The sequence below is a fragment of the Bacillus cereus group sp. BfR-BA-01349 genome (genome assembly GCF_022663795.1).
Taxonomy (GTDB): domain Bacteria; phylum Bacillota; class Bacilli; order Bacillales; family Bacillaceae_G; genus Bacillus_A; species Bacillus_A cereus.
Genome location: NZ_JAKUGE010000017.1, coordinates 16278 through 29848 on the forward strand (window position 1 = coordinate 16278; position 13571 = coordinate 29848).

A 13571-nucleotide genomic window follows, 5' to 3' on the forward strand; every position below is an offset into this window, starting at 1 on the left:
CACCTTCATATATATCAGCGATTTTTTAAGATATATCGATTTATCAACGAAAATACCTTTCCGTAGCTATTGTTTGGATAGCAATCTCTATAATACTTTGTAGTGACTTGATCCCTTATATAATCCCCCTTTCACAAATCCATTTGCAGTATAAAACACATCCCCTTGCTTCGTGTCAGTATGTAAAACAATCACTTCAAAATACTTTTCCGCATGACCTAATAGCTGGTTTAATAATAAGTTCCCTAACCCTATACGCCGATAATCCCTTAAAATATAAAATCTCCTTAACCGCCCAATCCTATTGTCTTTTATGTACTAATCTTTATTTAAACCTCCAACTCCGACTAACATATCCCCTTGGAAAATACCATATAAACATTCTCCAGTTTTATTGAATACATTTATTTTGTTTTTATATTCATTTATTAGCCTTATAAGGAAATTAAAGCCCTCTTCTTCACTGTCTTGAACGAGATGACTGAATTCATATTCCATTAAATTTTCTATTTGTTGAATATGTATATCTTTCAAGTCCACTCCCCCTAAGTACGAAAATACATAAAAATGCTCGAGAACCATTTATTCTGAGCATTTTTATGCTTATTACTTTATTTAATTCATAGTATGCATATACTTCACTTCATATGTAAATCGATAATACAGTCGATTAATTTTATTATGAAAATATAAGAGTCTTGTTACAATCTAGTGTGTCGTAAGGCTCTTTAAAGTTGTTTAATTCTTATTGAACTAAAGCATCTGTTTGTTTAAGTGTATACATTCACCATTTATACTTTCTCTCAAATATACTATCAGTTTATATATTCCTCATTCTTCTCTAACAGGTTCAAGATAAATTATAATTTGTTAATCGATATGTTTGTGTAACCACTGTTCAAATATCTTTAACTGTTCTTCGGTATGAAAGTAATGTTCACCCGTCTCCATAACTTCTAATTCACAACGATGTTTTTTTGTAAAATAGTTAATAGTTTCAAGTTCACACAGTTCATCCTTAGCTCCGTACATAATATATGTATCTGTATTCCATGTACTAATAGGATGCTCTTTTACATAGCATAAATAATCCCAATATAACTTTTGACCAATAGGTGTCTCTATAGTCATTTCTTTTTGCAAAAGCTCCGGTGTTACATTAAACCATTTCATCATATTTTCAATAATTCGTTCCATATTAACTACTGGTGATAAAAATAATGCCTTTTTTAGCACATCATTTTGATAAGCTAAAAGACTAAAATACGCCCCCATACTACATGCAAATACGTTTATTTCTTTCCAATGTACTTTTCCGTAGTTCATAATTATAGATAATTCATTAACACAAAACTGTACTTTACAAGGAGTGTTATCATTTTTTCTTTCTCCATGCTCAGGTAAATCAAAGCTTAATACTTGATAACCTTTTCGATTGGCTTCTTCAGCTAATATTTGAATAACTGCATCTTCCTTATTTGACATATTTCCATGTACTGCAATAAAAACTTTTTCACTCTTCTCTCCCCACAAAACCGCAGGAATATTACTAATTTTAAAATTATTTTTAAGCATACTCCCTCCATAAAATAAGACATATAGGACTTGGAAAAAATGCACACACTTTATTTATCTCTGTACAGCAGGCAGTATCCGCTTTAACTCTATTAAATCATCTATTACTATATCAGCGTGAGCAAGTTCATCTTCTTGCGCAAAATCAAAATTGCACCCAATTGCAAGTAAACCGTTGTCTTTCGCTGCATTTATATCAGATAGCCGGTCACCAACTACCGCTGCCTCTTTTATATCATATTTGTTCATAATACTTTTAACTAAGTCACCTTTATTTAGCGATTGTATTTGTTCAATACTAAACGTTTCTGTCACCCACTTGTCTAAAGCATAATACGTTACGATTGCTCGTAAATATTCTTTCAAACCATTACTAGCAATGTAAATTGAACAATTATTTTCTTTTATATATGTAAATATTTCTTTTACATTTGGATATAAAGCGCCTTTTCCGCTTTTTATGTTTTCAATTAGTCTATCTAAAAAATATGCATCTGTTTGTTCTCGTATTTCAATAGAATGGTCCGGTAATAAAGCTTCCCAAACTTTCGGTAGCGGCACACCCATAATTTCACGGTATTTTTCAATCGGTGTTACCGTATCCCATAATTGAAGTGATCTTAAGTGATCAAAAGTATCATCTAACGATAATTCTAAAATTTTATCTGTTTGAAATAATGTTCCATCCATATCAAAAATTAATGCTTGTAACATTCCTATCTCTCCTTTTGGACTATAGTTTTACCAGATATATTTTTAAGCATCGCAATAATAATTTCTGAGCAATAATTCGCAGCAGTTTTCGCGAAGTCATCATAAGAAACTTGAGCTTCATCATCTGCGCTGTCAGAAATACATCGTATAACAAGAAACGGTATATCATTTATGTAGACGACATGTCCAATTGCTGCCCCTTCCATTTCTGTACAATGAGGTGCATATTCATCTATTAATTTTGCCTTTAACTTTGAATCTTCAACAAAACATTCACCACTTACAATTCTTCCTTCGTGAGCTTGAATATTTGAACTATTACTGTTACATGCTTTACGTGCTAACTCTATCAATTCCTTACTTGCAATAAACTCCTCTTGAAACGGGAATAATTTTTTCATTTGATTTTTACTTACATCATGATGGGTAACGTTAGTTGAAATAACTAAATCGCCAACTTTTACACCTGGATGTAATCCACCAGCAACGCCCGTATTGATGATAGAGTCTACATTAAATTTATGAATTAATGTTTGCACACATGCAGCAGCATTTACTTTCCCTACACCAGAACGTGTAATAATTACTTCTGTTCCCATGAATTCTCCAATATAAAATGGCATTCCCGCAATTGTCTGTTCTTCTTGTATTACTAGCTTTTTTAAAAGTAAATCTATTTCAATTTGCATTGCTCCGATAATGCCGATTCTGTTCATGTATGTAGTCCCCTTTATTAATTAATCCCTTTAATCCTCTCAGACATAACTGATAATAAAAATTTCGGAAGTACAAGTTGTCGCTTTAATCTTTTCGGCTGTGAGAGTAACCTATACAGCCATTCAGTTCCAGTATCCCTCATTATTTTTGGTGCTCTTTTTACAGTACCAGATATTATATCAATCATACCTCCGATACCAATAGATAGCGGAACGTTTAATGTTTGTATGTTTTCATAGATGAACTCTTCTTGTTTTGGTGAGCCTAGTCCTACGAGTAGTAAATGCGGCTTGAACTGCTTAATTTTCATTTTTATTTCTTCTATTTCTTCACCATTTACAAATCCATGCTGTCCTTTAAATTGTGCTCCTGGGAACTGCTCATTTAATTTTTCTAATGCCTTTTTATTACTTTCTGGCGCAGCTCCAAAAAGAAAGACACGATATTCATTGTCGTTACAATATTTTATTAAATCGTGAGTTAAATCCGCCCCAGTAACACGTTCTTTCAAAGTTCCTTTTAATATTTTCGAGCCAATTATGACACCAATCCCATCCGCTGTTATTAAATCCGCAGATAGTAACATCTTTTTAAACTCCTTTGATTTTTCCGTATTTTCCTTTGCAGACATAACAATTTCAGGATTTGCAGTTACTACAAACCTGGGTTTCTCTTGTTGTTCATGTAGCCAACCTTTTAATAAACTTATAGCTTTTGCATATTCTAAAGTTGAAAAAGGTATACCTTTTATAAACTGCTGATCCACTGTACTCTCCCCTTACATAAGCTGCAAATATTTATCAATGTCTTTAGAAATTTGAATAAAAGCTTTATTCCAAAATTCATAATTTCTTATATCTATTTCAAAATGTTTTTTCATAAGCTCCTCTACTGGAGCCTTTCCTGTTTCTCGTAAGAACTCTTTATATTTCGAATGAAAAGTACTTTTACCTTCTTGAACTATTTCTAATAAGCTAAAACTTACTAAATATCCAAATGTGTATGGATAATTGTAAAAAGGAACATCTGCTATATAAAATTGAATATATTTCATCCATACAAACGGCTGGTATTCACTTAAAGCTTTTCCATAAGCTTCTTTTTGTGCAATTATAGATAATTTCTCAATTTCATCAGCACTTAAAGGACCCTCTTTACATTTTTCATAAAATGTTTTTTCAAACTGATACGATGCTCGTATTGCCATTACATAATTAAAACTATTTCTTATTTTCCAGCTAAGTAATGACTTTTTCATATCTTTACTATCCGTTGTTTCAATTAGATAATTTAAGAGTACCGTTTCAAAGAAAATAGATGCTGATTCAGCCGTACTCATTGGCAAGTAATCATCTAAAAAAGATGTAGATTGTTCAAAACTCATATTATAAAAATGCCAAGCATGTCCTAATTCATGAGCGAGCACTCTTACACTATCTATACTCCCATCATAACGAATGGAAATTCGCGATTCTTTCTCACTGAAAAATGGAGCACAAAACCCACCTGGTGGTTTATTCTCTCTCGGTTCAGCATCTACCCAACCACTTTCTATCGTATTACGTGCAAATTCTGCTAATTCTTCATCAATATTCTTACATGCATCATAAACGTTTTGTATTGCTACTGAAAAAGGAATCATGACCTCATTACTTTCCTTTACCGTCATAAGTTCATGCCATGTAATTGAAGCTTTTCCTTTCTTATACACGTTTAAAGCACTTACTAATTTATCAAGGTTTTCTTCTGTCGCATTCCACATTTGGAATAATACGGTTTCTGAAATGCCATTCGCATGAAAAGATTGTGTTAAAATCTCTCTATCTTCTATTTCATTACTCTTTGCATTACGCAATCTCCCTATTTGATTTAATACAGTAGCAAAGATTTCTTTTTCCTTATGTAAAGTACTTGTAAGTAACTCGAATACTTCTAATCTTTCCTTTTCATTATCACTATTCATTGCAATAGTATTTGCTTGTCCAAAGGATAATTGTCTATTATTGCGCTCTATTTCTATCCTATCCCGTAATTGTATGTACATATTTTCCCACGCATTAAGCTCATCTTTTATTAACTTAGTATTATCTGAAGTTTCCACTTCATTATGTTTTATTACTTGCTGTAATTCATTTTTTAGTTCCTTCACTTTCACGGTCAATTTAGTAAGGTCAGATGGTACACTTTCTTCAACTGATCTACAGTACAAATAGTATTCTGCTTTTTCAATAGCTTGTATTAGCTTTGAAAGAACCTCTACATCTTTTGTTACAAAATATTGCTCTTTCAACTCCAAAATCGGAAATAGAATATCCTCATTCGAATACAATCGATTTAAATCCCATCTAGCAATTTCTTGCATTTTTATAGCCACCCCCTATTTTTACAAATAGTTACAGATATTTCTCCCCACACAATTATATATGAAATGGCAAAATTTTGATATCTTCAAATATTTAAATTCCTACAAATACATTCTTATTTATACTCTTTTCTTCTACCATTAAGTATCATTCCACATATAAAAAATACTCCCTCTACAAGAGAGCAATTCATATAGGAAAACTTCAAAGATTTTATCTTCACCAATACCATATCGACCGGTAATCACAGATTAAAGAAAAAAGGATTGATCAAATGATCAATCCTTTACTCTACTTCATTTAAGAAAAATAACGTTATAACGCCAGGTCCTGTATGTGCTCCGATTGCTGCACCAATTGTATTTACGATAAATACTTCACAACCGAATCTTTCCGTAATTAATGATTTTAATGCTTCCGCTGTTTCTAAGTCATCACCATGAGTCATACCGATTGTTTGACCTTTAAGGTCTTTACCACGTTCTTCCATAATATCAACAATTCGGCTTAATACTTTCTTTTTCCCTCTTACCTTTTCAAGTCGTACAAGTTTTCCTTCTTCCACGTTTAAGATAGGCTTAATGTTTAGTAAACCACCGATAAAACCAGCTACTTTACTTAAACGTCCACCTCTAACAAGGTACTGTAAGTCAGCTACAGTGAAGATGTGCTCCATATGGTTCATTAGAAAAGCGACACGGTTTAAAATATCTTCTTTTGATGCGCCGTCTTTTGCCATTTTAGCAGCTTCTAAAACGACAAGACCTTGACCAAGCGAAGCGCATTTTGTATCAATAATTTCTAAATCTAAATCTGCATATGTTTCTTTTACTTCCTCTTTAATGACAACTGATGATTGATATGTACCAGACAGTTCAGATGAAAAAGCTAAATATATACAAGGATTACCTTCTTTTGCATAAGAAACAAATTTTTCTTGGAAAGTTTCAAGCGAAGGCAATGACGTTCTATAAACAGCGCCTTCTCTCATTTTTTGCAATAATGTAACTGACTCTAATGTTACTCCATCTAAATACTCTGTTTCTGCTTCATCATATACACGGAGTGGAATTAAATCAATATCATATGCTTGCAGCAATTCTACTGGTAAATCCGCCGCACTATCCGTAATGATTTTAACACTCATTTTTAAACCTCTATTCTGTTATAAATATAAAATAATAAAATAAAAATAGTACTTTTAAATTATATACGTAAAACTTAAATGAAGAAAGGAAAACACTTTATATTGTATGCACTATTCTTCAAAACTTGAACTATTAATGAAAATGATTCTATTTTAAACATCCTTTTCTTATTATTTTTCTATAACACGAGTAATTTTATAAGTATTTTGTATCAGTATATTTTACTTCTTTAACTTAATATTATCTTTTCAAATTTATACTGTTTAAAATTTAAAAGCCAAATCCAATAAAGGAAATGGCTTTTAAATTTTCGTAAAATAACCAAACTTTATTTTCCATCACATTGTTTGTTTACATTCATACTTTGGTGATGTTGAATATTAGTCCAGTTATGATAAATATTTATAGCCTGTACTATAATTAAAACAGTCAATATTTACCTGTAAGATGCACTATATCTAAAAAAGGTTAAACATTTTATAAAATATTTAATTTTACTAGTAAAGCTAATAAAATTTGGAGAAGAATTTGAACATTTACTGCTATGTCTGTATCTGTAGTCGTAACTGTAACATTTCTAGAATTTCTAATAACAGTTTCTTGTTTATTAATTTGTTTAATAGATGATTTTTGAAACAATTCTTGTGCTACACGGTCAGCTTTTTCACTATCTGCTATAGAAATACTTATTATAACCACGATAGCTGCTTGTAATGCAGCTTGAATAGATAACGCAGCTTTTGTATCTGTAGTCGTAACTTCTACATCTGCTGAATCTACAATTGTAATAGATTCTTCAGAAATTTGGTAAGTTTTACTTTCTTGTGCTGCAGCTTCTGAAACGGTATCATTTTTAAAAGATGGATGAGGATTTGAGGAGTCTAATGCACTCCACCTTTTATTTTCATCTGAATGACATGTTTTTTTCATACATTCACCCCCTTTCAATCTAAATAATTATTAACTTGTGATTGTATTTCAGAAACAATACTTTTAATTTGCTGCTTTTTTTCTGGCGATAAATTTTTTAGTTTTTCTTCATTTATCCCATGCCTATTAAAAATATCTGAGAGTAAAAGGTCTATAATTATATTCTTTTGATCCTTATCAAACTTAAAAGAAGAAAACTTATTTAAATCATCCATTTACAATATTCACTCCTATCAGTTTTCTATAAAAATTTAGATTAACTACCAGCATTATATGTATTTAAATAAAAAATGCTTGGACAAGTAACTTAATCTTTTATTTTCACGGCTTTTTACTAATAAAATTAAAAAGCTGTCTTCTAATACGAAGACAGCTTTCCTTTACTTCACATATATAAGTTTTATTCACTGTTAAATAATAGGTTCACCTTTGTTATTGTGTAGTTTTCCACACTTAATTTCCCATCAATCTTGAATATTAATTCGGTCATAATGAGAAAGTCCAAGCTTGTACCACATATTACAACAAAAAATATTTACTTAGTGTGAACCCTTATAGCTAAATATAAATAGGATAGACACTTTATAAAATGTTTAGTTTAACTAGTAACGCTAATAAAATTTGAAGCAGAATTTGAATATTCACTGCAATATCTGTATCAGTAGTTGTTACGGTTACGTTTCTGGAATTTTTAATAAATGTTTTTTGTCTATTAATTTGTTTAATAGATGATTTTTGAAACAATTCTTGTGTTATTTTATCTGCCTTTTCACTATCTGCTATAGAAATACTTACTACAACCACAATAGTTGCTTGTAACGCGGCTTGGATAGATAGTGCAGCTTTTGTATCTGTAGTCGTAACTTGTACATCTGCTGAATCTACTATTTCAATATATTCCTCAGAAACTTGATCGATTTCATCTGTTTGTATAGCTTCTTCTAAAAAATTTGCATTTTTACTAAATGAATAAGAATTCACTGATTCGGAATCCTGTTTTTTTGGTTCAGAACCCCGATTTAATGGATCACGTTTTTTCTTTCTTCTACAAACTTCACAATCACACATAAAATCACCCCTTTTAGTCTAAAAAATTAGCAATATAAAAATATTGGCTAACTCCTAGCATTTTATGTATTTTAAAAAAAATTGTTTGGACAAGTAACTGAATTTATATTTTATTTCCAATTCTTTTTTGTAATAACAAAAAGCTGCCTTCTAATAAGAAGACAACCCTCTTTTATTTCACATTTATATAAAAGACCCATACTTAAATACACTTAACTTCATATGATATATTGCATCCTCTCTTTTTAGAATGAGTAGTCGTTACTGAAGGGCACTTTTCGAAGTGCTCTTATCTTTAATCCCCCTCTTTTTCAGGAAGAATTTTTTTTACTAAATCCTAATATGATTTGTATCACTAGGGCTGGCGATTACCACATTTCCTTAATAGCTTCAATGAATACAGTAGCTACTAATTAAAATAACCCTATGATTTTCTCTACACTTAAACAATCGTACGTTACCGAACACATAAACTAATTTTTATTTTGACTATGTAACACTAAATTCACAAGATTATTATCCTATGTTTGGTGAAGCCATGATTTCAATGCCAGCAATCCCACACTTTTAACTAATAACTTAAACAAATGTGCTATCTCAAGGTTCTTTTGATATAGTATCTTATGTTCTATATAATGAAGAGAGCGCTAGTATTCCGAAGGAGGATGTATATGAGTATTCAATTGGCCACATCTAACGATTTAGAATGGATTAATAACCAATATGACTCAATAGGATTTGTACGGAGTGATTTAAAGAGAGATAAAGTTGCAATTATTACATATAACAACGAGTATGCAGGTGTTGGCCGATTAGTCCAAATAGATGAAGATACTTTAGAAATGGGCGGAATTTTTATTCTGCCTCAATTTAGAGGGCTACAATTAGCTGGTGAGCTTGTTTCATTTTTAGTAGAAACTGCAAAAAAATCACAAATACAAAATGTATATTGTCTTCCTTTTGAGGAATTAGAAAACTTTTATAAGAAATATGGATATACTGAAGTCGATACTACGAAAGAAGCAGTCCATCCAATCATTCTAAAAAAATATAATTGGTGTTTGGAGAATTACGATAAACACGTTCTACTCTTCAAATTGTAAATGTAATAAAAAAATATATTCTCAATCGTTTTTCTATCAGTACTCCTAATTGGAGCTAAGGATTAATCAAAGATATTTTATCTCTCCTTTTATAAATGGCTGATTAAAACTCAATGTTCTGTCAATACTATAGGTAACATGATTGTATTTCTCCATTCCCCCTTGGAGAAGAGCAGTTAGCTTTTGCTAGCTGCTCTTTTATTTTTTCAAAAAGTCACATAAATATCTTTAATTCCAAACATTCAAAAGATAAAATATGATAAAATTGTTATGAAGATATTTACCAACTAATAAATACGCCCTAGACTTACGTACTAGGGCGTATTTATTTTTTAGTATGTAACTCCTTCACTCATCTATTATCTACAAAATAAGTATCATATGCCTTATCAAATTCATATCCTAACTTTTCTGCTAGTTTAGCAGCTGTAGTATTCGCTGCGTCCCAGTTTGGATACTTTCCATTTTCTAAGCAATCCAATATAATAGCTGCACTAACTACAGTTGCCAAGCCCTCTCTTCTATGATTGTGATCAGTCGCAACTTCAATTTCAATCCCGTCATTATAAATACTATACGAGGATGCACCGCATACAACTTCTCCGTTATATAAAATGCTATAACCTATACCACGGTTTATATAATCTTCTACCGAATGAAATTGACTTGTAAAATCTTCAGATATCTTATGTAATTTGGGGCTATTTGCGATATGCTCATCTATTCTTCTTAACTCATATTCTTTTGGAAGTGTTGATATAAAAGATTGTAATTTTGAACGATTAAAAACTTCTGGATTTCGTTTGAATTTATAACGTAAAAACTTATCTATTTTTCTTTCATGGAATGTTTCTAAGCGTTGTTTCCACTCTTCACTATTTACGATAACTAAAATTCTTTCTGGAATATTACGTAATAACTCTTCTGTTTCTTTCGTATTTGGGTCTCCAGCGTAAAATGTAAAAATCCCTACCGTAACTTGTGCTACTTTTGGATTTTCAAGGTCATTTACCCAAGCAGTACCCATATGCCCTTGTAAATAAGAAAGTAAAACAACGTTATTGAAATCCTCAAACATAGAAACTAGTTTTTTTCTTGTATGTATATTCGCTTCATATATCATTTACATTCCCGCCTTCTTTAGAATCAACTACTCTTAACATTTTCATGAGCGCTCCATAATTCGTATTCATATACATACCCACCTGTTCATCATAAAAGCAATTGACTATTAAATTAAAACTTCGAATATTTATAAAATATCAGTAAACATAAAATGATTATAACATCTACTAACTATGAAATGATCAACCTATAAAATAAGTCAACAATAAATATATTTCTTACCCGTTAACAAACGGTTTGAAGGACCAACATAATTAATTATGTAACACCCCTCAACAATAGTTTGAGGGTGCATTTAAATACATGTATTATAACTCATTTTTATAAATAAAAGATTCTGTCTCACCGTTCTTATATACTTTAGTCAATTTAACAACTGATTTGTACGTGTTAACGTCATCCTCTATCATTTTTTTATCTCTTCTATTTCGGCATCACCAGTTCCGCCCTCTATTTTTAAACAGTTCGAAATGGAAAGGTATCCGCTTGATGCCAATATAAAAATAAAAATCGTATCAGGAAAATTAATAAATAATAATCCGTAGTTTAAAGGGTCTCCAGCTGGATGTGATAAAAGTAATCGAAAACCTACCAGTTCAGGTACTTGAACAAAATCTCTAGAAACTCTCGGTTCACAACCCACTTACACTCCATCCCTTCTCTATATAGAATTGCTACTACATATATATGAGAAGAAAATAAGAAAAGCTTGGACAATATAACTTTAACGTAACATTATCGTTACCTACTTGTACATTTATATGGAAATTACACCAATTTTGAGTAAGGACACATAATTTTTACTACAAATACATATAACAATTTCATCTTTCATAAAAAAAACGTTATAATGAGGTGTAGCCTCTACGATTACGTTATAAAGGAGATTAAAATTATGGCTAAAATTAAAGTGTACCAAGCAAAAGAAGAAAATATGGATGCAGTAAAAAATATCATTGATGTTGAGGAACAAAACCCAACTACTGAAAATTTACAAAATCTATATGCGTGTGTATTAGATACTGAAGATATGGCATTGCCTGAATCATATATTGAAGAAGATATCTTAATTGATTCCTATTGAAGTTATGGTTAACGCTTCTCAAAGTAAAGTAAGAGACTTAGGCGCATACGATGTAATCGAAGTTCAAAACAAAGGCAAGAAAACGCAAATTTTATTACTTGCAGACGAAGAATACGAAATTATCGAAGGCTAATCTAACACCGTACATACGAAAAAGCTCCTTTCCAATTGGAAAGGAGCTTTTTCATTACGCTTTTGATGTTTCACTCTTTTTATTCATTTGTTCTTTCTTAATTACCATACGCTCATTTCCCATAAAGAAAATGAATATGAATGCTAATCCAGCTGGTACCAATGCCCACATGAATGTTTGAACAATTGAACTAGAAAGAGCGTCAATAATTTTATCTAATATTTGCGGAGGGATTTGAGATCTTGCCGATTCTGATAAAATGGCTCTTGAATCCCCTAATTTTGTATTCATTTCCCCGCTCATCCCTTTAAATGCTTCTTCTAATTGATCTTGGAAACCTGTTCTTTGGATCATTCCGAAGATTGTAATACTTAGTGTCATTCCTAATGAACGAATGAAGTTACTCGTTGAAGTCGCAGATCCACGCTGTTCCATACCGAAGTTATGAATTGAAGCCATACTTAGTACAGAGAATGAGAAACCTACTCCAAATCCGATAATAATCATATAAACTGTTAATAATACACGACTTGTTTCTGGCGTTAATGTACTTAATAAGAATAATCCGATTAACATAATAACAGCAGAAATAATCATAATGTTTCGGTAGCTCAGCTTAGTCGTTAAAAATCCACCTAACTGCGCTGTTACGACTGATCCTAGCATCATAGGTAAAAGTAATAATCCTGAGTTTGTTGCAGTCCCGCCGTATACACCTTGAATGAATAACGGAATGTAAACAGTTGCTGCCATAAATGCAGCACCGTAACATAATGCAATAATTGTACTCATTCCGAATAAGCGCTGCTTAAACATCTCAAATGAAATAATTGGTTCTTCTACTTTTCGTTCAATAAAAATGAATGCGATGATTAAAATAGCGAATCCACCAAATAAACTTAAAATAAAGCTAGAATCCCAATCATATTTTTGTCCGCCTAGTTCAAGCGCAAACATTAAAGAAACTACTGCACCAACTAAAGTAATTGCGCCAAACCAATCAATTTTTTGCTTTCTATGAACGCGTGATTCTTTATAAAAGAATGTAATAAAAATAAGTGCTAAAATGCCAAGTGGTAAGTTAATATAAAATACCCAGTGCCAGCTAATGTAATCGGTAATATATGCGCCAAGTAATGGCCCGAAAATACTAGATAATCCAAATACAGCTCCGAATAAACCACCCATTTTCCCGCGTTTTTCAGGTGGAAAAATATCAAAAACGATAGTAAACGCGATCGGCACTAATGCCCCGCCACCAATACCTTGAATGGCACGATAAATACCTAACTGTGTAATATTTTCAGCAGTACCACAAAGTGCCGAACCAATCATAAAGACAATTAAACCGAAAATAAAGAATCTCTTTCTACCATACATATCTGATAGCTTACCGAAAATCGGCATGCCTGCCATTTCTGCGACCATATAGGCAGAAACGACCCATACAAAGTTTTCAAGGCCTCCTAAGTCACCAACGATTGTTCCCATCGCCGTTACGACAATGGTATTATCCATCGATGCCATTAAAATACCTAGCAATAAGCCCGCCACAACAAAGCCGAGCTTATTATTCTTCTCAACCATATCTCTTGCTCTCCCTCATACTAC

At 31.7% G+C, this 13571-nt stretch carries 12 protein-coding genes and 3 pseudogenes; 2 read left to right on the forward strand and 13 right to left on the reverse strand.

All coding sequences use genetic code 11. From position 1 onward, the window contains the following. Positions 1-87: 87 nt before the first annotated feature. The 10 genes and pseudogenes from MR169_RS11510 to MR169_RS11555 all read right to left on the reverse strand — a co-directional run bounded on the left by MR169_RS11510 (position 88) and on the right by MR169_RS11555 (position 8515). A pseudogene (locus MR169_RS11510) lies at positions 88-582 on the reverse strand (GNAT family N-acetyltransferase). Positions 583-870: 288 nt separating this feature from the next. After that, positions 871-1575: an alpha/beta hydrolase gene (locus tag MR169_RS11515; RefSeq protein ID WP_000916869.1), complete on the reverse strand. Its 705-nt coding sequence runs from the start codon at positions 1573-1575 to the stop codon at positions 871-873. 54 nt (positions 1576-1629) lie between these two features. Continuing rightward, entirely contained in the window at positions 1630-2289 is a 660-nt protein-coding gene (locus MR169_RS11520) for an HAD hydrolase-like protein (RefSeq protein ID WP_000938420.1), read from the reverse strand. Between the two features lie 2 nt (positions 2290-2291). Then, on the reverse strand, positions 2292-3005 hold the full coding sequence (locus tag MR169_RS11525; protein ID WP_242319423.1) for a 5'-methylthioadenosine/adenosylhomocysteine nucleosidase: 714 nt from the start codon (positions 3003-3005) through the stop codon (positions 2292-2294). 17 nt (positions 3006-3022) lie between these two features. Next, complete coding sequence (locus tag MR169_RS11530; RefSeq protein WP_000372655.1) at positions 3023-3772, reverse strand: WecB/TagA/CpsF family glycosyltransferase; 750 nt, start codon at positions 3770-3772, stop codon at positions 3023-3025. Between the two features lie 12 nt (positions 3773-3784). Further along, positions 3785-5368 carry a M3 family metallopeptidase gene (locus MR169_RS11535; protein WP_242319424.1) on the reverse strand — a complete coding sequence of 528 codons (1584 nt, stop codon included), beginning with the start codon at positions 5366-5368 and terminating at the stop codon, positions 3785-3787. Positions 5369-5655: 287 nt separating this feature from the next. Further along, positions 5656-6516 carry a DegV family protein gene (locus MR169_RS11540; RefSeq protein ID WP_242319425.1) on the reverse strand — a complete coding sequence of 287 codons (861 nt, stop codon included), beginning with the start codon at positions 6514-6516 and terminating at the stop codon, positions 5656-5658. A 478-nt stretch (positions 6517-6994) separates the two neighbouring features. Beyond that, a complete protein-coding gene (locus MR169_RS11545; RefSeq protein WP_000750488.1) occupies positions 6995-7447 on the reverse strand; it encodes a spore coat protein in 453 nt (150 codons plus the stop codon). Positions 7448-7461: 14 nt separating this feature from the next. Further along, entirely contained in the window at positions 7462-7662 is a 201-nt protein-coding gene (locus MR169_RS11550) for a spore coat protein W (RefSeq protein WP_000342253.1), read from the reverse strand. A gap of 367 nt (positions 7663-8029) precedes the next feature. Beyond that, positions 8030-8515, reverse strand: coding sequence for a spore coat protein (locus MR169_RS11555; protein WP_242319426.1), 486 nt, complete (start codon positions 8513-8515; stop codon positions 8030-8032). Positions 8516-9186: 671 nt separating this feature from the next. Between MR169_RS11555 and MR169_RS11560 the strand changes: the two genes are divergently transcribed. Then, positions 9187-9618, forward strand: a complete 432-nt coding sequence (locus MR169_RS11560; protein WP_000027151.1) for a GNAT family N-acetyltransferase — start codon at positions 9187-9189, stop codon at positions 9616-9618. A gap of 352 nt (positions 9619-9970) precedes the next feature. Here MR169_RS11560 and MR169_RS11565 read toward each other — a convergent pair whose 3' ends face one another. Both MR169_RS11565 and MR169_RS11570 read right to left on the reverse strand, forming a co-directional pair. Then, complete coding sequence (locus MR169_RS11565; RefSeq protein WP_000638730.1) at positions 9971-10741, reverse strand: GNAT family N-acetyltransferase; 771 nt, start codon at positions 10739-10741, stop codon at positions 9971-9973. 310 nt (positions 10742-11051) lie between these two features. Next, positions 11052-11377: pseudogene (locus tag MR169_RS11570) on the reverse strand (BC_2878 family exosporium-associated protein); the annotation flags it as partial. A 261-nt stretch (positions 11378-11638) separates the two neighbouring features. Here MR169_RS11570 and MR169_RS11575 point away from each other — a divergent pair. After that, positions 11639-11960, forward strand: a pseudogene (locus tag MR169_RS11575) (hypothetical protein). Between the two features lie 54 nt (positions 11961-12014). Here MR169_RS11575 and MR169_RS11580 read toward each other — a convergent pair. Next, positions 12015-13547, reverse strand: a complete 1533-nt coding sequence (locus MR169_RS11580) for an MDR family MFS transporter (RefSeq protein WP_242319427.1) — start codon at positions 13545-13547, stop codon at positions 12015-12017. Between the last annotated feature and the right edge of the window lie 24 nt (positions 13548-13571).

What these genes read in the sequence shown, in the direction of transcription:
- MR169_RS11550 (WP_000342253.1), bottom strand. Translation starts at nt 7,662, where the DNA reads ATGGATGATTTAAATAAGTTTTCTTCTTTTAAGTTTGATAAGGATCAA.
- MR169_RS11560 (WP_000027151.1), top strand. Translation starts at nt 9,187, where the DNA reads ATGAGTATTCAATTGGCCACATCTAACGATTTAGAATGGATTAATAAC.
- MR169_RS11580 (WP_242319427.1), bottom strand. Translation starts at nt 13,547, where the DNA reads ATGGTTGAGAAGAATAATAAGCTCGGCTTTGTTGTGGCGGGCTTATTG.
- MR169_RS11540 (WP_242319425.1), bottom strand. Translation starts at nt 6,516, where the DNA reads ATGAGTGTTAAAATCATTACGGATAGTGCGGCGGATTTACCAGTAGAA.
- MR169_RS11535 (WP_242319424.1), bottom strand. Translation starts at nt 5,368, where the DNA reads ATGCAAGAAATTGCTAGATGGGATTTAAATCGATTGTATTCGAATGAG.
- MR169_RS11525 (WP_242319423.1), bottom strand. Translation starts at nt 3,005, where the DNA reads ATGAACAGAATCGGCATTATCGGAGCAATGCAAATTGAAATAGATTTA.
- MR169_RS11555 (WP_242319426.1), bottom strand. Translation starts at nt 8,515, where the DNA reads ATGTGTGATTGTGAAGTTTGTAGAAGAAAGAAAAAACGTGATCCATTA.
- MR169_RS11565 (WP_000638730.1), bottom strand. Translation starts at nt 10,741, where the DNA reads ATGATATATGAAGCGAATATACATACAAGAAAAAAACTAGTTTCTATG.
- MR169_RS11515 (WP_000916869.1), bottom strand. Translation starts at nt 1,575, where the DNA reads ATGCTTAAAAATAATTTTAAAATTAGTAATATTCCTGCGGTTTTGTGG.
- MR169_RS11520 (WP_000938420.1), bottom strand. Translation starts at nt 2,289, where the DNA reads ATGTTACAAGCATTAATTTTTGATATGGATGGAACATTATTTCAAACA.
- MR169_RS11545 (WP_000750488.1), bottom strand. Translation starts at nt 7,447, where the DNA reads ATGAAAAAAACATGTCATTCAGATGAAAATAAAAGGTGGAGTGCATTA.